General features: G+C 45.4%; 16 protein-coding genes. 7 read left to right on the top strand and 9 right to left on the bottom strand.

Going from position 1 to position 21152, the window contains the following annotated elements:
* Window positions 1-100: 100 nt before the first annotated feature.
* The 7 genes from V7051_RS22455 to V7051_RS22425 form a co-directional block, all read right to left on the bottom strand.
* Window positions 101-1210, bottom strand: coding sequence for a GNAT family N-acetyltransferase (locus V7051_RS22455; RefSeq protein WP_333878843.1), 1110 nt, complete (start codon window positions 1208-1210; stop codon window positions 101-103).
* 15 nt (window positions 1211-1225) lie between these two features.
* On the bottom strand, window positions 1226-1921 hold the full coding sequence (locus tag V7051_RS22450) for a DUF4214 domain-containing protein (RefSeq protein WP_333878845.1): 696 nt from the start codon (window positions 1919-1921) through the stop codon (window positions 1226-1228).
* Between the two features lie 157 nt (window positions 1922-2078).
* On the bottom strand, window positions 2079-2294 hold the full coding sequence (locus tag V7051_RS22445) for a type II toxin-antitoxin system HicB family antitoxin (protein ID WP_333878847.1): 216 nt from the start codon (window positions 2292-2294) through the stop codon (window positions 2079-2081).
* Window positions 2291-2545 carry a type II toxin-antitoxin system HicA family toxin gene (locus tag V7051_RS22440; RefSeq protein ID WP_333878849.1) on the bottom strand — a complete coding sequence of 85 codons (255 nt, stop codon included), beginning with the start codon at window positions 2543-2545 and terminating at the stop codon, window positions 2291-2293. Before V7051_RS22440 ends, V7051_RS22445 begins: the two co-directional genes overlap by 4 nt.
* Window positions 2546-2572: 27 nt before the next feature.
* Window positions 2573-5740 carry a hypothetical protein gene (locus V7051_RS22435; RefSeq protein ID WP_333878851.1) on the bottom strand — a complete coding sequence of 1056 codons (3168 nt, stop codon included), beginning with the start codon at window positions 5738-5740 and terminating at the stop codon, window positions 2573-2575.
* A gap of 242 nt (window positions 5741-5982) precedes the next feature.
* Window positions 5983-7719 (bottom strand): bifunctional protein-serine/threonine kinase/phosphatase, encoded by a 1737-nt coding sequence (locus V7051_RS22430; protein ID WP_333878853.1) that lies wholly within the window; start codon window positions 7717-7719, stop codon window positions 5983-5985.
* A gap of 187 nt (window positions 7720-7906) precedes the next feature.
* Window positions 7907-9385: a NarK family nitrate/nitrite MFS transporter gene (locus V7051_RS22425; RefSeq protein ID WP_333878855.1), complete on the bottom strand. Its 1479-nt coding sequence runs from the start codon at window positions 9383-9385 to the stop codon at window positions 7907-7909.
* A gap of 581 nt (window positions 9386-9966) precedes the next feature.
* On the opposite strand from V7051_RS22425, the gene V7051_RS22420 reads away from it, so the two are divergent.
* The 5 genes from V7051_RS22420 (at window position 9967) to V7051_RS22400 (ending at window position 14410) form a co-directional block, all read left to right on the top strand.
* Window positions 9967-10209, top strand: coding sequence for a hypothetical protein (locus tag V7051_RS22420; protein WP_333878857.1), 243 nt, complete (start codon window positions 9967-9969; stop codon window positions 10207-10209).
* A gap of 234 nt (window positions 10210-10443) precedes the next feature.
* The gene (locus V7051_RS22415; RefSeq protein WP_333878858.1) at window positions 10444-10638 is read left to right on the top strand and encodes a hypothetical protein; all 195 of its coding nucleotides are present in this window, start codon (window positions 10444-10446) and stop codon (window positions 10636-10638) included.
* 488 nt (window positions 10639-11126) lie between these two features.
* Window positions 11127-12089: a reverse transcriptase domain-containing protein gene (locus tag V7051_RS22410; RefSeq protein ID WP_333878859.1), complete on the top strand. Its 963-nt coding sequence runs from the start codon at window positions 11127-11129 to the stop codon at window positions 12087-12089.
* A 2-nt stretch (window positions 12090-12091) separates the two neighbouring features.
* Window positions 12092-13414 carry an AAA family ATPase gene (locus V7051_RS22405; RefSeq protein ID WP_333878861.1) on the top strand — a complete coding sequence of 441 codons (1323 nt, stop codon included), beginning with the start codon at window positions 12092-12094 and terminating at the stop codon, window positions 13412-13414.
* 372 nt (window positions 13415-13786) lie between these two features.
* Window positions 13787-14410: a tyrosine-type recombinase/integrase gene (locus tag V7051_RS22400; protein WP_333878863.1), complete on the top strand. Its 624-nt coding sequence runs from the start codon at window positions 13787-13789 to the stop codon at window positions 14408-14410.
* A gap of 242 nt (window positions 14411-14652) precedes the next feature.
* On the opposite strand, the gene V7051_RS22395 is transcribed toward V7051_RS22400, so the two are convergent.
* Together V7051_RS22395 and V7051_RS22390 are read right to left on the bottom strand one after the other, a co-directional pair.
* On the bottom strand, window positions 14653-16065 hold the full coding sequence (locus V7051_RS22395) for an argonaute/piwi family protein (RefSeq protein WP_333878865.1): 1413 nt from the start codon (window positions 16063-16065) through the stop codon (window positions 14653-14655).
* A 2-nt stretch (window positions 16066-16067) separates the two neighbouring features.
* Entirely contained in the window at window positions 16068-17828 is a 1761-nt protein-coding gene (locus V7051_RS22390; RefSeq protein ID WP_333878867.1) for an SIR2 family protein, read from the bottom strand.
* Between the two features lie 471 nt (window positions 17829-18299).
* On the opposite strand from V7051_RS22390, the gene V7051_RS22385 reads away from it, so the two are divergent.
* Complete coding sequence (locus V7051_RS22385) at window positions 18300-19205, top strand: tyrosine-type recombinase/integrase (protein ID WP_333878869.1); 906 nt, start codon at window positions 18300-18302, stop codon at window positions 19203-19205.
* A gap of 3 nt (window positions 19206-19208) precedes the next feature.
* The gene (locus V7051_RS22380) at window positions 19209-20405 is read left to right on the top strand and encodes an IS91 family transposase (protein ID WP_333878871.1); all 1197 of its coding nucleotides are present in this window, start codon (window positions 19209-19211) and stop codon (window positions 20403-20405) included.
* The last annotated feature ends 747 nt before the right edge of the window (window positions 20406-21152 follow it).

Genomic DNA, 21152 nt, shown 5'->3' with positions numbered 1-21152 from the left:
GAACTGCGTGACCCTAGAATTAAGGCTTATTCAGGAGGATAGCGAAAGTCCTAATTATATAAGAAAATCACATATTTGGCCCATTACTCTTTCGCAGTCTCTAACGCGAATCCGCCGCCTTACGGTATTCATTCCGGCTATTTGCTAAACCAATAATCAAACTGTTTATATCGCTATGATTCATTTTATTCATAAAGTCATTTTTATTTGCTTCAGGAACCCGGTCCAGCAATCTATTTGTAAGCTTCATAATTGTTTTGTTTTGAAAGAAATCCGTAGACAAGCATCCGTTTACATAAAGATCTAATCGTTCTCCGGATGCAGAATCAAAGACATGTTCTCTTAATAAGCCTTCTTGTTGAAAGCCAAGATGCACTGTATTTTGTTGCCCTTTTGGATTGTCCCCGTAAACATAGCTAATTAGCTTATGGATTCCTATTTTCGAAAATGCAAATTCCATGACCAATAATGTCGCTTCCAGACTAATACCAAAGGGCTGTTCTTCTGGAAAACCAACAATAATTTCAGCTCTCGAATTGTTTAAATTCAGATCAACTAATTCCGCTAAACCAATTGGAACTCCTTCTCTTTCTACAACCCAAGAGATTTGTTTTGTTTCAGTAGGGGCCGCATTAGCCTTCTGTAAATCACGATCTATCGTCTCGGTAGAGTTGTCCTGAAATAAATGGTAATGATGTTGAAAATTGGCATTGCCCCGACAAGACACTAGAAATTCACGATGTATCGGTTTCAGCCTGGTTAGCGCGACTCGCTTACCTTGGCATGGCTCGAACCAAAAAGATGCCGCACTGAATGTTATGGCCTGTAGCCGCTCTTTGAGGGATGGTAAATTAGACGGAACCAGCCGATAGGCTTGGCTAAAAGCATCCAGTGACAGCTCTTTCTCGCCACAAAACCATGCGGCACGACCCAGCGCAATGGCCGAAGTAAAATCTTCTGATACCAATTGATTTGCTTTCGTGGCGGCGTTTAAGGCCATAGCTGAACGTTTTGCCTGAAGATAAGCTTCAGATAGCGTATTCAGATATTGAATGTTGTTTGGCAACAATTGATGGGCCGTCTCAAAACAACGAATAGCCTTGTTAAGGTTTCGCTGAGGTTTCGGTCCAAAAGCCATGACAAACCCTTTTGCAAAATAGTTTTGCGCATCAAGTTGTTCAAAATCAGTTTGCATTTCGTGTATTGTCATGGCTAAGCTTCAGGTTTAACCCGCTTTGCCTGGGGTATATTGTGTGTACTGTAATCCTTGTCCGGTTAAACTCACAAGATGGTCAGTGTTTGTATTTGTTTCAGCGGCCATGGCTATAAAGCTTGCTTGGGTATAAGTACCATTGTCGATTAACTGCGTAAACGCCTTTAGAGAATCTTGATCGGGAGCATGGCCGACTACATTGGTATAGAGAATATTCACCAAATCCGCGTTACTTACTCCATTAGGAACATAATATTTGAGAACAGCATCGGCAAGAGTGGTAATTTTTGAGTTGTCGAATGTTGAACTATCCCTAAGTTGGTCTGCTTGATAAATCCATTTACCTAAAGTCACGCTATCTGGCATTTTTCCAAATCCTGCATATAAAAGTGCCAGGGCTGCACCGGCATCTTCATTTAAACCAAGATCCAGCGCCACGTGAGTTCCATCTGAAAAGCTGATACGCTCAATGGCTGTAAGTGTATCAGACCCTGACGTGCTACTTCCGCTCTTACTTCCACTCACAGTGGTGGTATAGCTTATATTCCAGTGATCACCACTATGAGCGATAGTGGCATTACCAGGGGTAACATTTCCGTAAGATATCGTATCTACATTATCATTACCCACATAGGAAGCATTATTCCCGGTGCTAGCAGTGATAGTCATTGATGATGGAAATGTAGTAGCGCCAGATTTGCTAGCCATAATTACCTCGATAGTTAAAATTATTAAGTTTGTAGTTCTATTTATCTCTTGCGAAGAGTTCGGTTGGGCAACAGTTTTATCGTTGCCCAATATTATTAAGTGTACTGATGTCGGGCATAATCAGATATTTATGCAACATGATCCTGAACCAATTATTCTAAGCATACATAAGCCGACGCCCCTTAGGTTCAGGAATTGGGTCGCCAAACTCTTTAGCCGTATCCAGCCAAAGTCCAATAGCCTCATGTGCATTCGCCAGCGCTTCTTCCTGGGAGTTGCCATGCGCCATGCAGCCGGGAAGTTCCGGGACTTCGGCGATAAAAGCGTTATCTTCCTTGCTCCAATATAAAATGGTTTCATATTTGTATGTCATATTTCATCCGCTAAATGGTATTTGATGATTATGAATCGGACTTGCCGAACCTGATACGGCTTAGCTTTACTGTCATCCTGCTGAAGATTTAATTTCTCTTCGATGCCTTCTTTACGATAAACATGATGGCTTCCGCGTATTCGTTCATCGAAGCCTAAACGAATTAATAAGCCTCGAAGATCATCGAACGGAATATTCGCATCTGAAGACCCACGAAGGATTTTATCGATTAATTTATCGTATTTTCCCATCGGAAGAGGCTAACTTATAAACCTAGATCACGCAAGCATCACATCCACCCGCCGGAATTGGCCTTGGCGAAGCGCTTCAGCGGCTTGGCCCTCCAGCTGCTGACCTTCCATGATTTGCATATTGCCATCCCGCCCATGTAACAGATAGCGGCAGGGCTTTACCGCGTCATTGCCGAAAGTATCCTGGCGTTCGGGGTTGATGTAGACCAGCAAGGTTGCCCCCAATAATGCGCAAGCCGCACTATCCGTCGGCAATGTTTCTTCAAAATCGAACAGATTAACACATTGCTCGTTCGTCGAGAAAAATGTCTTCGACAACACCGGCGCGGGCCTGAACAGCAACTTTCCTTCCTCGAATACAAACGGAGCAGGCCCCAAAAAAAGATATGTCCAAAGATGCAAAAATTCTACCGTGGAACCCGAAAGACGGGCTACGCAACCCCGTCCGTGTTGCCGAGGATCGATAGCGAAACCGCTGCTGACCAGGAAGCTGGAGTTTTCGACCGGGTTGCGTCCGTATTCCATCGGATCTCGAAAAGCTACCAGCAGCTGTTCGATTTGGCCGTAAAACTCTTCGACTAACCCGGCCCGGACCATTTCCAGCACGAACTTGTAATGCATGTGCAGGAAGATAGAGCCGTTCTCCAGCCAGCCGTAGTTGAAAACTCCAATCCGTCCCAAGTCCAGCGCATTCTCCCCGAGCGGTTCATTGACGCGGTACATGCCCAGCTTATTGTCGAACAGTTCGGAGTTATGCGCCGCATTGTATAAGCGCCGGACTTCCTCCGGTTCGGCGATGCGCAGGGCATGGACAAAGCCTTCCAGAAACGGCGGTACCGGTTTTTGCTTGAAGCGGGCCACAGCCGCCTTGCCGCCCTCGATTTCCTTGTATTGCTCGGCTTCATAGGAAAAATAGGTAACGATGCCTTCCGGTGTTCGGGCTTTGTCGATTGCCGCATCCAGATAGCTTGAAACCGTGTTCAGGAAGCTTTGTACCGCTGCAACAGAAAGAACGCGTTCGGCACCTTCAAAGCCCATGAATACTTTTCCCCGATAGGCTTCCTTTTGGGCTCCGCTTTCCCGCCAGAATAACTCGGGCGTCAGGTTGGGGCGATTTAACAGCGCCTCCAATCCGGATATAAAGTACGCCAACTCCATTGGTAGGGAAAATGAGCCATCGACATCGGCCAGGGCTTTTGCGGTAAAGTCCACCAAACGCTTGAGCTCAATGGTTTCATTGATCGAAGATCCGAAAATGCCGGGCAGGCCGTTCAACGCATCGCACCAGCCTGGGCGGTCCGCCTCCATTTCTATGCCTACGCCGAACGGGTCCAGCGTGGACAGCTTGTTGGCGACCAGGGTCAGGATTTTTCCGAGTAGCGTGGTGTAAACGATCTCGCCGTGGCCGCCTTGCGCGCGGGCTTGGTGACGTCGCCGGGTGCGGGAATTGATTAGGGATTCTTTCTCGGGATTGCCCTGCACCGCGCCGAATTGGCGAACGCCGTTGGGCGTCACCACGTATTTTTGGGAGCGCGGGACGACAAAGTGAGTGGAATCGAAAAAAGTGTAGGTCTTTTCCAGTAATAAACCGGGCAGTCGGTCCGGGAAAATTGCTTGGTAGCTAATCAGCAAGTCCACCAAATAAGTCCAATGGTCCGACCAATAGCCGCGGTCGAATTCGGCATCCTCGACTTCCTGTGCCTGCGCCAGAATTTCTTTGATGATCGGCTCCGGGTTTTCCGCGCCTTGAAGCACCTGCCATAATTCCGCGTATTTAAATTCGCGGGACAGCAGTTGTTCGAGGTCGGCAAACTGAGTGAAATGATGCGCAAGGGCTAGCGGTGCGTCCACGACAAAACGCGAGTTCCGCAACGAACAGGGATTGTAGCCGTCCGTCTGAATCAGGTTAAAGAAATAGCGGATGTTTTTGTCATCCAGCGCAGGATCGAAAAACACGTCCATCCGGCGGTTTTGCAGGACGTCGCGGAAATCGCCGTTGCCTTCGGAAAACGGCGTATCCTGCAACAGAAAATCGTTGTAATCCCGTTCCAGATCGCCGTGCTTGCGGCCGAACAAATACAATTGCGCACCCCCCGGCACTTTCGTCGGAAAACCGCCGCGCAAACCGTTGTCCAGATAACATTGCCGGGCATGGGCATCGAACAGCGGCTTGGCCGTCGCGGTAAAGATCCGTTGCGTGATACCTTCGACCAATTGGCGGTTTACTTCCCGTTTGGCCTCGAAGTAGTTTTCTTTGTCAGCTTCTGCGATGAATTGCTCAAACACTGTTTGCGATTCTGCATGGCCGTAAAAACCGTAAAAGACTTGGCTTTGTCCCGGTTGGAGTTCGACGGTCAACGCCTGGAACGCCGACGGCGTTTGGTTGCCCGCTACTTGGTTAGCGAAATCGAGCTTATCGTTGGCAAAGAACCGTTCCGGCCTGGAAAAATCCCCGGCCAAACCGAAAACCCTTTCTGCATCGACGACCACGCTGGTGCGTCCGCCGTTCAAAAAACCGGCGAAAAAATTGCAGGCGATTACCGGCTCCACTTGCGGGGAGTCGGTAGGCCATACTTTCAGCCGGTAAAACGGTAGATTTTCCTCGACGCCCTCGACACGCATGAAGGCTTCAGATGTTCGGCTCATGAACTTGAGTATCCATTGGTTCATGCCGAACGGAAGCACTTGCGGCAAACCGTCGACGATCTCTATCTTTTTAGTCTGCCCGGATGTATTGACGATCTCGACCCGGCGCAGCAATCCGGCCACGGGCGCTTCCGGCAAGGTGAACATATCGGCCCGGATGCGGAATCCCAACTGAGGATTGATCTCTTCGACGCCGACCTCATGAGGCGTAACGTAAAGGCGCTGCTTGACCTCCGGCCCCGCCCCGCGCTGGAAAGGCTCATGAGTCAGGATTTGATCGCCATCGGCAATCTTCAGGAACGTCCGGAAACCTCGGGACGGCGTCAGTTGATAAGCTTTGTCGGCAGGGAAAAACTCCAGAAAGGCCCCGTCTTTGTTACGCACGCCAAAACTGGCGATGGCTTGGCCCCGGTTGACGTAAAACACCCAGGCCGGACGACCCATCGTACCGGCGATGCCGGGCAAAAAACTGGCGAAAGGGGCAAGGTCGTTGTACTGATCGATGACGAAGCGATTATCGGCATCTAAGGCATAGTGGCTTTGGTTCACGGGGTTGCACCATTTGAGTTGGATATTGAATCGGCGGTCTGGAGTATAGAGCAAGGTCTGACATTTGGTTTAAATTTCAGGCGATGCATATTGACTGGCTGAGGCTGTGTATTGTCCACGAAAGCCACGAAAAGCACGAAAAAAGACCAGATTGATTTTTCCCCGTAGGGCGTGCCGTGCGCGCCTTTGAGGAAACTGAGGCACGCATGGCACGGCCTACTTAATTATTACCCCATCAATGGTTAGTTTTTCCCATCCACCAAAAAATACATCAAAACCAAATTGGTGATCAGCAGGATGATCGACAAGACTTTCCAGAATAATAACGGGTTGCGCTGTATTAAAGGGATGGCTTCTTCAGCGCTTAAAAACTTGCGGTTGGGTGTGGACAGGTCGTAGAGGAACTCCGATAAATCGTCATAGCGAAATTGCGGGGTTATTGCGGTGGCTTTTTTCAATGCGCCGTCGATCCAGATCGGGACCATCGCGTTGTGATGAAAACTGGGTACATAATGGAGTTTCGCCAGGTTCATTGAGTTGGGTTTTTCCGGCATATCCTGGCCGAAAGGCAAGGCGTTGTTCAGCATTTCATAAGTAATCACGCCCAGCGAAAACAGGTCGGATTTTACCGTGCCGGGATGTCCCAGATGATATTCCGGAGCGGTGTAATTCAAGGTGCCGAGTATGTTGTCGGCGCCGCTGTGTTCCAGCGGCGTAATTTCCGCGATACCGGCGATCTTGACCGAGCCGAAATCGATGATTTTAACGCTGCCGTTTTTATCGAACATGATGTTTTCAGGTTTCAAATCCTGGTGCAGCATTTCCATGCGATGAAAAGCCCGCAAGCCCTTGGCAATCTGTTCGACTATTTTTCTGGCGGCCTTAATGTCAGGCTTGGGATTGGCGCTTATCCATTGCCTCAGAGTCGGTCCTTCAAGAAATTCGGTGACGTAATAAAGACAGCTTTTTTCCCGGTTAGTGCTGAGGATTTTCAGCACATTTTCGTGATTAATTCGTTTCCCGGCCCATTCTTCATGCAGAAAATGTTCTATGTAATGGGCATCATCATCATAAAGAATGGACGGCGTTTTCAAGATAACCTGTGTATCGGTTTTAGTATCGAAGGCACGGTAAATCTGGGTGCGCTTGCTGGCATGCAATTCCGCTTCAATCCGGTAGCCGTCGATGATCATGCCCGGCTCCAAAGAGGGCGGGAAGGGCAGGTTGGTGTGACGGCGAATAATCTCGTCTTCCTTGGCTTCGGGCAATTCATCGACCCTGACCAGTTGGCAGGTCAGGTTGTCGTCACTGTGATTGGCTGCGGCCTGCTGCATAATTTTTTCGGCAAGTCGGGTTAAGTCAGCTCCATCCTGAACAAGTTTTTTTAGGTTTTTTTCATCGACAAAGTCGTGTATCCCGTCGGTCGTCATTAAAAACAGGTCGCCTGTCTCTAAAGAAAGCGAGCGGTAATCGACTTCCAGGTGCGGTTCTATGCCCATCGCCCGGTTAAGATAATTTTTTTCTTTGACCCAGATGCGGTGATCGCGGGTTATCTGCTCGAAATTGCCTTGCCGTAACCGATAAATGCGTGAATCGCCGATATGGAAAATATGCGCGGTGGTCGATTTCAGCACGATAATGCTTAGCGTGCTGACCATGCCCTTGGTGGATTCATAGCGGCTTTGGCCCTGGCTGTATAACCAGGAATTGGTCGCGGAAAGAATTTTTTGCCCGGCATGTTTGACCGACCAGGAGTCGGGGGTGCTGTAATAATCGCTTAAAAAGCTGATTACACAACAGTGGCTGGCCTGTTTCCCGGCATCGCTTCCGCTCATGCCGTCGGCAATCGCAACGGCAATGCCTTTGTGGGTCAGTTGCGGGCCTTCCGGTATTGATGAGCCGAAAAAGTCTTCGTTGTCAGGCTTGATGCCTTTATCGCTGGCATAACCGATGCTGACTTTGAGTGTGGGCTTGGGCATGGGCATGGGCTATATCTATGAATAGCTAAAAGGCATGTCACCACGAAGGCACGAAGTTCACGAAGAAAATCAAGATAAAAACTTCGTGTTCTCGGCAACTGCTCCATGCGTTGCTCTACCTCCTGCGTCCATGCAGTCGTTCGTGCCTTCGTGGTGAATTATTTATAAATTAAATATTTCATTCGATTCAATTCAACTCAATCATTTCCACAGTCCCGTCTTCCTGAACTTCAGCCATATGTCCTTTAGGCTCATCGATAAACTGCACGGCAATCAATACCGATAACGCCACCGCCGCTATGATCATAAAAAATGCAGACGGTGTAACAAACGATAATATAGTCAAAAACAACACGCCGCCGACATTGCCGTAAGCGCCGACCATGCCTGCGATCTGCCCGGTCATGCGCCGTTTAATCAACGGAACTATCGCATAGACCGCACCGCAGCCGCCGGATACAAAGCAAGAGCACGCCATGGTGATCAATACCGCCAATGCGATAGGCCATTCCGAAGTAATCATCGACATGCAGAAATAGCCCGCCGACAGACCCAATACAAAAATACTTAACGATAATTTGCGCCCGAATTTATCGCTAATCCAGCCGCCCGCAGGCCGCGCAACCAGGTTAATAAACGCAAAACTGCCGCCCAGCAAACCCGCTTCGACCATGGTGATGCCATGCGACTCATGGAACGTATCGAAGAAAAACAATGGCAACATTGAAACCACGGCTAACTCCGAACCGAAGGTAATAAAATACGCCAAATCCAGAATCGCAACCTGCTTGAACTTGTATTTATGAATTTCATCAATCGGGTGTTGCAGATGCTCTTCATTGACGTGGATGATTTTATACACGTTATAGAGAAACAAAGCCCAAATGCCGGTATAGATACAGATAGCGGCGACGTTCGATAACAGGTTGGCGCCGGTCGGCGATAATTTCCAGGTTAACAGGCTCAAGGTGGCGTACAAAGGGACGCTCATCAGGATATAGAAAAACAAGTCCCAGATGCTGGTGACTTCCATCGCCCCGGCTTTTTTAGGTTTAAAGTATGTCGAACCTTTAGGCGTGTCGGACACGCTGAAGAAATAAATGACCGAATAAATCAGCGCAATAGCGCCTGTTGTAGCAATCGCATAACGCCAGCCTTCATCGCCGCCATAGATCAGCGCCAGAGCGGGTAAAGCTCCGGCCGCTGCTGCTGAACCGAAATTTCCCCAGCCGCCGTAAATACCTTCGGCGATGCCCACTTGTTTGGCCGGAAACCATTCGCCGACCATCCGTATGCCGATTACAAAACCCGCGCCTATAAAGCCCAATAAGAAACGGGCCAGGGCCAGTTGCTCGAAACTGGTTGCAAACGCGAACATAAAACAGGGAATGCTGCCTGCTGCCAATAATGTCGAATAAGTGCGTTTAGGGCCGAATTTATCGACCAGGATGCCGATCACGATCCGCGCCGGAATAGTCAGGGCGACATTCAAGATCAGGATGGTTTTTATCTCCGAATTGTTCATGCCCAATGTTTTAGCAATCACCATCATTAATGGTGCATGGTTAAACCAGACCACAAAGCTGATGAAAAAAGCCATCCAGGTCATGTGGAGAATTTTGGTTTTTCCCGAGAAGGACAGAAGGTTAAGGTGTTGAGCTGACATGATTGATTTCCGGTTATAAGGATTAGATTAGTAAAAGCATGTTGCATGCCATATATGCACCGTTGTAATGCAGAGTTATTTAGGGTGCATAGATTGGAAGCAAAGCACCAAAAGTAAGCGCTCTACGACTGTATGGATGCAGGAGGCAGAGTAATTGCCGAGGTATTACAGGCAGTATAAATAGAACGGTGTGATGTTGAGATCGGGAATAAGGAAGTATTGTTTAACTGATAATGAGCACCATAATAATGCGTAGTGAATCATTGTGGTGCGTGTTAGGACTCATGATTGCCATATTACTACGCGATTCTGAGTGATACGGATGAGGCTTTGTTATTAGCAAACAGGTTTTTAAGTAAACGTCTATAAAGTACACGATGAAAAATGATGGAAATTCATAGCGGCAGATTTAAAACCAATGCCCAAGTACGGGTATGAAATAAGTTATACTCAGCACATATTAAAACTCGGCATCTTATCCTGCTGCCGGATTCCTACTATAGATGCAGGAGTCGCGTAGCCGTGTGCCGAGACGATCTAAAAAACGACAATGATGTGCATATTGCACATAAGGAAAAACAATGCACATACAACTTCAACCCGAATTCGATGACATATTACAACCGCTGGGTAGCCATGCGGTGGAATTCTTTTTAGCGGCAAGCCTGTATCACGCCAGGAAAATAAGCTTTGCCAGTGCCGCGCACATGGCCGGTTTGGATTTTGACGGATTTAAAACACGCTTAACGGAGCATTTTAATCAAGGCTATATCATCTCCGATGAATGTGTTTTAGAAGATGTACACACGGTAGAAAAGCTATGAAAAACCATGAAAATCGTCCTTAATACCAGCCCGATTATCTTTTAAGCAAGGTAGACAGTCTTAAACTGTTGGCTGACGTTAGCAATGATATTTATACCCCCACGGCGGTTGTTAACGAATTGCACGAAGTTACGCCGCCCCCGTTTATAAAGGCGGCTACCCTTTCAGCCATCGGATCGGCTTATGTGCAGGGGGCTTTAGGGCGGCTGCATCAAGGCGAACGAAGGGATTATTGTGGCGCAGGAAATAGAGGCTGATTACGTTGTTCTGGATGATTTATTGGCTCGGCGCAAGGCGCATTATCTAGCCGTTGATGTGATTGGTACGGTGGGTTTGTTGCTTTTACTGGAAAAGCGGAAATTACTGAGCGCGGAGCAAACTTGGCAAAAGATGCAGCAACTTTTACCGGGCAATACGGTATGTATTTAGCGCCTCAACTTCTACAGCAGATAAAAATCAGGCTTTGAGTGGATTATAGAGTCCCGATAAGTACGTCGGATCAGAGAGCTAATACCTCTGCTAGCCGGACGCGTTACGATGGTGCTCTTTTTGAAATTGCCCCGCCTTCTACTTTTGGCAATTACTATCGTCGGCTGTTGGCCGAGCTGTATCATTCGCGAAGGACCGAGTTCGACCCAAACTTGACGTTTGAAATTGTTGATTGAACGGCAGGAACACTTCTAAAAGCGGTCATATGTAGCCTTTAAAGCTCAGGGAACAGCAGAAATGGAGGTAAAATTGGTTGTTTTTGGATACTTAATGGTATAGACTCAAAATATGCTAGTGACTAGGAGTATCTCCAGTCAACATGCTAGCCTCTAGCTCCGTTTAGGTATAATTTATCTTGCCCTGATTCTGAATTATAGGATTAGGGCAGGTTGAAATTTCCATGAGCATCAAAAATTTGCGTCACTCAATTGAAAAACATATCTCCTTCGATTACTCTCAAAGAAGCCTTCGATTCTACATTTCATCATAAATTCAACTTTGATGATTTTTTGAATCTGGATGCTAAAAATGAATGTAAAAGTTTCTACAAGAATAATAAATTAATTCTCAATCCTTCAGTTATTTTAAAGAAATATCTACGCTTTTTAAATAACTTTGTCTTTGATTATTCAGCAATAAATATTGATGTTGTTCATTCTTACATAAAAGGTAGGAATGCATATACTGCTGTTGAGAAACATGCTCATAGTAAGTATTTTTTTCAAACAGACATTAGTAACTTTTTCAATAGCATTACAACTAAAGACGTTGATTTTATACTTACCAATAATCTATATACTATACCTATATCGGATATTGATAAGTATAAAACTAACCTATTGAATTTAGTAACTATAGATAATATTCTACCTATAGGGTTTTCAACGTCGCCGAGTATAAGTAATACTTTTTTACATGCGTTTGATAATGAATTTAATAGCTATTGTCAAGGTAAAAATATTATCTATACTCGCTATTCTGATGATATTATTCTGTCATCTAATAATAGAGATGATCTAAAAGATGCTGAAGAAAAAATTTCTGTATATCTTAATTTATTTCATGATGGTCGAGTTTTTATTAATCCTCGGAAAACAAAGCATACCCATAAAGGAGAAAAAATAAAGTTACTTGGGATGGTTATTTTACCATCTGGAAAAATTACTGTGGATATGAAGGTAAAAAAGCAACTTGAAATATTGCTTCATTTCTATATCAATGATAAAGATAAGTTTTCAGACTATTTGAAAAATCATTATCATGGCGAATTAGGTACAATTTCAGGGCAGCTGAATTACATTAATAGCATCGACAATACCTATCTATATAAGCTTCGCAGGAAATATGGTAATTTTATTATTGACACATTTTTTAATCAAACTATTAAATAGCTGTGAAATTCAATTGCAAGCTTTTTAATATTCAACACATTAAAGAATTAAGTTTTAGTGTAGATTTATCGAAAAATCAACTGATGTGCATCGTTGGAAAGAATGGCGTTGGAAAAACCACCTTAATTAGAGCAATTAAAAACCTTAAATCTGCTGATACTTTTACTAAGACAGCTTCTCCTAATATTTTTAAAAGAAATAGCCGTATTCTTTATGCGATTGATCAAGTAGAGTATGACTTTCAATACAGTCAAAAGCTAAACGTAATTGATACTAAAGCTATTATTGATAAAAAGATAAAAGAAAGCATCCATGTTGAACTTCCTATTCCTCATGGAGAACGATTCAGTCATTTCCAAAGATTAGGTGAAATAGCCGATGAATTTAGAACCAATATATCACTACAACAATATCAATCACCACAAGAATTAATAGCACTACTTTCGGCTATCTATCAGTCAAATAGATTTAATAACTTAAAAGAGATCAAGGTAAAGGGAGCAAAATATTACTTTATATTACAGGAAGATAATTTTTATATCCGCGAAGACTACCTAAGCTCAGGCGAACATTTTGTTATTAATTTATATAAAATGATTCAGCGAAAATGCAAACTAATTGTTATTGATGAAATTGATATTTCTCTGGATGCTTCCGCACAGGTAAACCTTATTGCGCAATTACGCATATTTTGTGCAAACTATGAAGTCAATATCATTTTTACCACTCACTCCCTTGCTCTTATGAAAACATTGGATGACTCAGAACTCTATTATATGGAGAGTTCTGATGCTGCCATTTCTTTTAAAAACGTATCCTATAATTATATAAAAAGTGAGCTTTTCTGTTTTACAGGCTGGGATAAGTATATTTTGACAGAAGATAAAATGTTGGAAAACTACCTTACACATCTTATCGCTCAAAGCAATATACCTATATTCTTTAAATACAAGATTATTTATATTGGAGGCGCTTCCAATGTTATTGATCTAATGAAGCGCAACGATAATGACAAGATTTTTTCCACTTCCAATAATGTGATTTGCGTTCTTGATGGTGACAAGTTTGAAGAATTAAAAAGCCATGATAAAGTATTTTTTATTCCATTTGATAGCGTAGAAAAACAGCTGTTTTTTCATTATAAAAACGGCGAGCTATCAAACATGGACTTTATGAAAACACCAGAAAATCCGAAGGAACTATTTAATAGTATTAAAGAAAAAAGATACTTATCTGAGTTAGAGATATTTTCTTTTATTAATTCAAAGAAAGTTGAAGAAGTAGAAAGTTTTAAAAATCAGTTGATTTGTTTTTTAACATTATAAGCTCTTTTACTTCAACTTAACCCTTAAAGCATATTCACTGTCAGTTATGAAGGATAAGCTAGATGCGTAACAACCAGTTTTTCGAGAACCGTACCTGATCGGAGAGAAGTTTGAATATAGACCTGAACTTTACAATCCGACATCCTGTGAAGAAATGATCCAAAACGATCGACGTAAACCTTAGAGTCCGTCCCGACAACGTTTCAATTTTTATCTCCAACGTTACGAATAACTGCTTTTGGAATTGGTGCGGCTATTCAATTTTCAATCATAATCGACAGCTATTGGCCGGTCAGCGCCCGTTCCTGTTCCAGAATTTTCGCGAAAGTAGCGTGACAATAAATCTCCTCAACCCACTGTTAGGAGTCTGTCATGAACCAAGAAAATCAAATCGCGCAAAATGTTCCATGGAATAAAGGCAAGTTGATTGGTCAGAAATCACCACTAAAATTGAAAGAGATCTGGGCCATACGTATTCGTTTACAGATGGCCAAAAACACTCGCGAACTAGCTTTGTTCAATCTTGCCATTGATAGTAAGCTTCGGGGATGTGACTTGGTCAAGCTCCGAGTTTGCGATGTTGCTCAAGGTGGTCGGGTGTCTTCGCGCACAATCATCATGCAGCAAAAAACGCATAGGCCGGTTCAATTTGAGATAACTGAACAAACCAGAGACTCCTTGGCAAATTGGATTAGCCAAGCTCAACTGAAATCCGAGGAGTACCTTTTTCCAAGTCGAATTCACGATTCGCCGCATCTTTCTACTCGGCAATATGCTCGAATAGTTGAGTATTGGGTTACATCAATTGGTCTTGATCCGGCTGCTTACGGAACTCATACAATGCGCCGGACAAAGGCGACCTTGGTATACCGTCGAACAAAAAATTTACGAGCTGTTCAGTTACTGCTCGGTCATACGAAGCTCGAAAGCACTGTTAGGTATCTTGGGATAGAAGTCGACGATGCTCTTGAAATTTCGGAGCAGACCGAAATATAGCGCATTGCTCCAAGGTGTGGCGGCTACAATTCCGGTAACCGCCGCTTTTGCGAACGGGCAAATACCAACCCTTTGCAGACCCAGTATTATGGGCTCTATTGACGGTAGTAGAATACATAACTGTCGTTCAAAGCAACAACAGAGCTTGATTGCAAAACCTGACACTGTTTTTGTTCATTTACCGCGCAGATAGAAGGCCGCCAAGCGAAGAGATGAAGTGCATCAGTTGAGACCAGTGCACCCTATATGAAGCTTCGAAAGTCATATACACAATCAATCATATTGGGATTTTGCTGAATGATCTCTGCAAAAGCTTTTGAATAGACCAGAGTAACGGGAAGCTTTTTGTAAAGGGTATTATTGTTCCAATCCATTTTTGTTAGCCCCAATATCCCAGCACAGGTTTCATGCCATCCACCATTTCCCGTGAAACGGCGAACAAGAACAGGCGATGGTGTAGGCTTAAGCGCACCTTCTTTATAGACATTGAATGAAGGATTTTCGACATGAACCCCTTGAACGCTGCCTTGTGTCCACAGAAGGGCTTCATTTTGCGTCAATGGAATATAAGTTCCTCGAGCAACAGGATAACTGTAAGCTTCTGGTGGCGATTTGTTATCAAACCGAATTCCTCGCCAGTTTGAACCTTTAACAATTTGTACAAGCTCTAGCTCCGTACCATCTCGAAAGCTATCCAGTGCACCAAGAATTTCCTCTTCTTTAAATTCGGTGTTTTTGTGAATTGTGATTTTCTTTGGTACCCGTCCAAAGTAATTACGCTGATAAATTTCCAGGCTTCTCGAGAGAACTGATTGCATTTCGTAGTAGGAAAGATATGGGTTTTTTCGGGCATCTTGGGTGAACTCCTTGGCGTCATATGCAACGAATTGAAATCCAGTACCGTCGGGATCAAAAATTTGACTGCAACAAGTCGAGTATTCGTTTCCGGCTTGGTCCGTTTTTATCGCATAGCTAATTCCTATATAAGCCTCATCTGGACGAAGTCCAGCAAGTTTCCAGGGCACCCCGTTTGCCTTCGCGTACAAAGCAACGCTCATACCCCACAAAACATTGGCTCGGCATTTTCGATTAAGGCTTGACTGGCGAATAATTTGGATTGGGATATTTGACGGTGCACAAAATGCTTTCAGGAAATCATGAAAGTCAAAGTTTTCGCCTTCAAAGCATGCGGCCCAATGCTCTGGTAGATACAGAAGTGCAACATCGAAATCACTGCGCACTGGCTTGAGCTGTGCAAGACACTGGAAAAGTTCTTTAGCTAATTCCTGCTTGTCCCCATTTTTTGCATGATTTTCCAGGCTGTCTGGGAGTGTCAGCGTGAGACGATCGTTGATGGCGGCAATTGAGATTCTAAATAAACCGGAAAAACCAGGGTACTCTGGATAATAATTTTTTGCTTCCAGAGGCTTGGCTTTACCTTCCAGTTCTTTTACAAGCGACTTCAGCTTTCCTGCGTGAATACGTGGCTCTACAAGGGCAAGACGTAAAGTGCTTGGCAAGCCATATTTCAGTCCGAAGGGTCCGTGCTGTATCAAACCAAAATACGGATGCTTATGGGTCTTGTTTCCTGCGAACAGCAATTCCGGTTCTGGTAATACTGTATACCCCGATAATTCGCTTAGAGGTGCGCTCATGATCATGCCTTGCGAGAAAATGCGGTTCTTGTTCCAATCGAAAAAGATGGATTTTCGGCCTTTGTTCCAGATGAGTATGTGGATACTGTAATTTCAGTGTTTCGCACTTCAGTGCCGAGAATAAGATGAGTCCATGCATCTAAAAGGGCATTGTATTTTTTGTTGTACCGATCAGAGCGTCGCTTGTCCAGAAAATCTCGGGCCAGACGTCTGGCTCGATTTGGCCATATCCATATGTCCGGCTCAACCAGAAGCCAAAATTTTCCATCTCTCTTTTCAAGCGATATTTGCGCACTTTCTGCCCAATAAACCTGTTCTGCTTCGGAATGAAACTCGTCGGCAGGTACAAAAAGCCCAGGTATTTTTCCAAATCCCTTTCCTTCAGCTGCATTTATCAAAGCTTGTAGCGGTGCTTTATCTTCGGCATGCGCATCTACGATTACATAAGACTTATGGTTAACGGTTCTTGTCACCAAAACCTTGCCGTGTACTAACGCTTTGCCTAGCGCTTCTTCAATAAATCCTTTCAAATATAAATGGTCATCAAGTTTTGCAAGCTTGTCGTTAAAATCATATAACTCTATGGTTTGAATATCAGTGAAGTGTTTTTTTATCTCTGCCTTATCACCCCAAAAAAGCACTTTGTCACTTTTGGTCAATATCAGTTTTCCTTTTGCATTTCGCTGCACTTCCTTGATATCAAACCATTGTTTAGCAGTTGAGCATATTACGGAGTGACAGGTGGTGGGAATGCTTCCAACCGGAAGCGCATTCAATCTTAAAATCGGTTTGCTATTACCTGTATTCGGCAGTGGAATAGATACGCCTGCAAATTGCGATTTCCGGACCTTCCGGTCAAGATCTGGATTTTTGTTTGGTGTGTTGCGCCACAACCGAAGCATCAATGCGTCGAAGGTTTCAATTTCCACGTACTGCGCTTTCACGCCTTTAGTACACGCAAGCTCTAAAAGCTCTGTTACAGCCTCAGGAACAGCAAAGCCTTTAATACCTGTCCAGTAAAGTCCATGCGGAAATGCATTTTGCCCTTCCAGGGCTTCCTTGAAGAGAGTCATGACGCTGGCATCACGGCCACTATAGCCAGCTACAATAAAACCAAACCGGCCACTTGCTACCTTCACGCATTTTTCAAGCTCAGGATCCTGTTTGCTTAAATCTATCTCGAGATTTTTCAAGCTGTCATAGCGAAAATCGCCATGCAACTTGCAATAAAGAGGAAACTCATCATTGTTAATGGCATTTGTGGCAGAACGCGACCCTTCGATGTGATACGCAGACAATGAATTGCCACTGACTTCAGCTACAGCCTTTTCCACGATGCTATCGAAGTTTGTAGTAAAAACTGCGCGAGTTAATCCTGAAGAGAGAAACGCTCCAAGCACTCGGTTTCCTACCGACAGACTTGCCTTGTCTTCCGACAGAATGCTGCTGAGATATTTACGCTGGCGCTCTTTATCCTCACCAAATATTTTTTTAAAGTAGGTCGTATACTCGTCAGGCGCCCATTCTTCAGGAAATCCCTTGGAGAGCATGTAGCTTTGAATGCAGTTTCTGACGGCATCAATCTGAACGTCCTGTCTCGAGATTTCTTCGTTCTCATGCTTACAGTAGTAGCGACGCTTCAGGTCCCAAATAATATCGGTTGCTGTAGGAAGGCCACATGATCTAGATGCACCAGCTCCAAGGAACCAAGCAAAATTTTGAGGCTTTTCAGTGAAAACTCCAGTTAATTCTATTTGCTCCATTGTTTCCATTTCACTAGATATTATTCGCTTGTATTCTAACTGACATATTCATTCTACGAAGCATTTATTTATGCCATACCGAAATTTTCAACTGGATTTGCAAACATTCCGCTTCGCCTTAAGGGAATTTAGTCACTCAAAAATGAATAGATTTTTCTAGTTCTCGTCAAAACTTAACACTTAGAGCCAAAAGGATGTGCTGAACAGAGTGAAACGCATAATTCGCCAACGATGTGCATCGTGAACTAACTTCCCCTTATGACTGCTTTAGGCTAGATATTTGCCATTGAAATTTGAGTTCCGTCAGGCAGAAATTGGCCGTTATGCAAAGCTTTGCATAACGGCCATTGAACTAAACCGCAAGCGGTAGTGGTGCTACGACCCAAATCTTACCCGTAATTGAAAGTGTAAAACTGTTCCCTATGTTAAGGGATAAGGCAGCCCGCCTTATTTCCAGACAGGAGCAGCAGCATGTCTATATCAACTCGAACCATCACACCGTTGCGTCAGCGCATGATCGACGATATGCGTATTCGCAACCTCGCCGATAATACCCAATCAGCCTACCTGCAACAGATTATCGCCTACGCAGAATACTTTCACCACTCGCCTGACGAGCTGGGTCTGGATGCGATTCGCGCCTATCAACTCTATTTAACGCAGACCCGGAGGCTTTCAGCGAGCAGTGTCAGCGTCGCCACCGGCGCGTTGCGCTTTCTGTACAAAGTCACGCTCAAACGCGACTGGGCCATCGATGAAATTCCGATGCCTAAACGACCCTTCAAACTGCCCGTGATTCTCAGTCGCGAAGAAGTCATGCACTTCCTCTCCTTGGTCGACAGCGTCAAGCACCGCGCAATTCTCATGACGGCTTACGCCGCAGGTTTGCGGATTTCCGAAGCGGTCCATCTCAAGGTGACCGATATCGACAGTCAGCGTATGATGCTGCGCGTCGATCAAGGTAAAGGACGCAAGGATCGCTACGTTATGCTCTCGCCACGCTTACTAGAGGTGTTGCGTGACTACTGGAAAACCTTACGCCCGACGTTATGGCTTTTTCCGGGTGACCTGATCGGCCAACCCATTACCCGGAGTGCCGTCGAATTGGCCTGCCAGAAAGCCCATCGGGCCTCTGGAATTCCCAAGCCCATTACCCCGCACTCGCTGCGTCACGCGTTTGCCACGCACCTGCTGGAATCCGGAACCGATATCCGTACGATTCAGCTTCTGCTGGGGCATCGCAGCCTGGCGACCACTTCGCGCTACTTAAAGGTCGCCACCAGTACTGTCTGTGCTACCAACAGTCCGTTTGATTGCTTACCTCAGGTTAAAGGTCCCGCGGCACAACCCGGTGCCACCCGCTCATTTCTGAGCTAAGTGATGGGTGCTTCCGGACTTGAAGTGGCGGATATTTTTCGCCAGGCTGGTTCTGCCTACCGACAGCAACACGCTGAGTCCCTCAGTCGAGGGCAACGCTGTGTGATGAGCGCGATCGAGCGTTGCCGCACAGCTGCTCTCGGCGGCCATGTTGAACAGTGTGACCACTGTGGACATCAGCGCATTGCCTACAACAGTTGCCGGAATCGGCACTGTCCTAAATGCCAGTCACTGGTACGCGCGCAATGGCTGGAAGATCGCCAGGCCGACCTCATCCCCGTTGAGTACTTCCACGTTGTCTTCACGCTGCCCGAAGAAATCGCCGCCCTTGCGTACCAAAATAAATCCGTGGTCTATAACATCTTGTTTCACGCTACTGCCGATACTTTGCACATGATCGCCGCCACTCCCAAGCACCTGGGTGCAGATATCGGCTTCATTGCCTTGCTGCATACTTGGGGTCAGAATTTGCAGCATCACCCGCATGTGCATTGCGTGATACCGGGCGGCGGTATCAGTGCCGACGGCGAACATTGGGTCTCCTGTCGCCCTGGTTTCTTTTTGCCCGTACGCGTATTGTCGCGGTTGTTTCGCCGGTTGTTTCTGGAGCAGTTGCAGGGTGTCTTTGACGCCGGGCAGCTGCACTTTTTTAACGCACTTGAAGCACTTCAGAGTCCCGAAGCCTTTGCCCAGTATCTGGCTCCACTACGAAAGGTCGAATGGGTGGTTTACGCCAAGCCACCGTTTGGCGGCCCTCAGCATGTCCTCCAGTATCTGGGCCGCTATACGCATCGGGTGGCTATTGCCAATCATCGTCTGATCGATTACGTCGACGGCAAGATCCGCTTTCATTGGAAAGATTATCGCCACGATTCGCGGCAGAAGGTGATGTGTCTGGATGACGATGAGTTCATACGCCGCTTCCTGTTGCATGTCCTACCCAGCGGATTTCAGCGAATCCGGCATTACGGCTTTCTTGCCAATCGCTATCGCGCGGTTAAGCTGGCTCGCTGTCGTCAGTTACTCGCCGCTCCCGCTGTCAAACTCCCCGATGCCTCGTTAGACTATCGAGACCGCTACGAACAACTCACCGGCAAATCGCTGCGTGATTGCCCGAAGTGTAATCAGGGTCGCATGCTTTGCATCGAAACTTTCCTGCCTGGCACCTTGCCACGCGGCCCTCCGGAAGAGTGCTCATGATCGCCCTCTTAAAATCGCTGCTGTACGTTTCCGGAATAACCAAGCGGAACGACGGACTTCCATTGATCAGAGAGAGCAAAGTCAGTGGTAATTAGCTCATGTCACGTCTAGTTTGCTCACTAAATCGTACATTGCAGCCATTCGACATCTGGAAATTCTGTCGGAAATTGACACATCGGCTTTGGCTGTATGGCTTTTTCTCTGTCAGCATCATCGCTTCGATGATGCCGTTCTAATCCAATTCCCATAGCACCAAGGCCTGTGTGGCGGTTCAGTTCAACTGGATTTTTAGTCAACCGGTCGCGGTGGTAGGTCTGCGTGCTAATTCTGCTCAGATCACCGCGACCGCCAGACTAAAAACCCTCTTCACTATGGATAGCTATCCATAGCGACCCTAAGGAGTCTCTCGCGATTATATTTTAAATGACCAGATATTTTGGCAAAGCCGACATTCGATTACGAGCAAGCAACTGAGTCGCTGATATATTTTGCGACGATAAGAAGCCCCCTCCCTTTAAGTAACTGATTTTTATTAGTCATGCGCATTGTTACATGAGGTAAAGAGGTTTACATAAAATGACAAATTTATCAACAGGTTAATGGCGTAAGTAACAGAATGCGATTGTGTTACTTAGAATGTGTTTAAAACACTATCCCAAGTGAAATAACATAAATTTATACTCTTAAATTTTTGGTAATGGGTCAAATATGTGAATTGCACATATAATATCGAGTATGACCTGTTAT

This window comes from Methylobacter sp. (assembly GCF_036845245.1).
Taxonomy (GTDB): domain Bacteria; phylum Pseudomonadota; class Gammaproteobacteria; order Methylococcales; family Methylomonadaceae; genus Methylobacter_A.
Note: the sequence above shows the minus strand (reverse complement) of the source record. Positions and strands in the feature narration are given on the sequence as shown.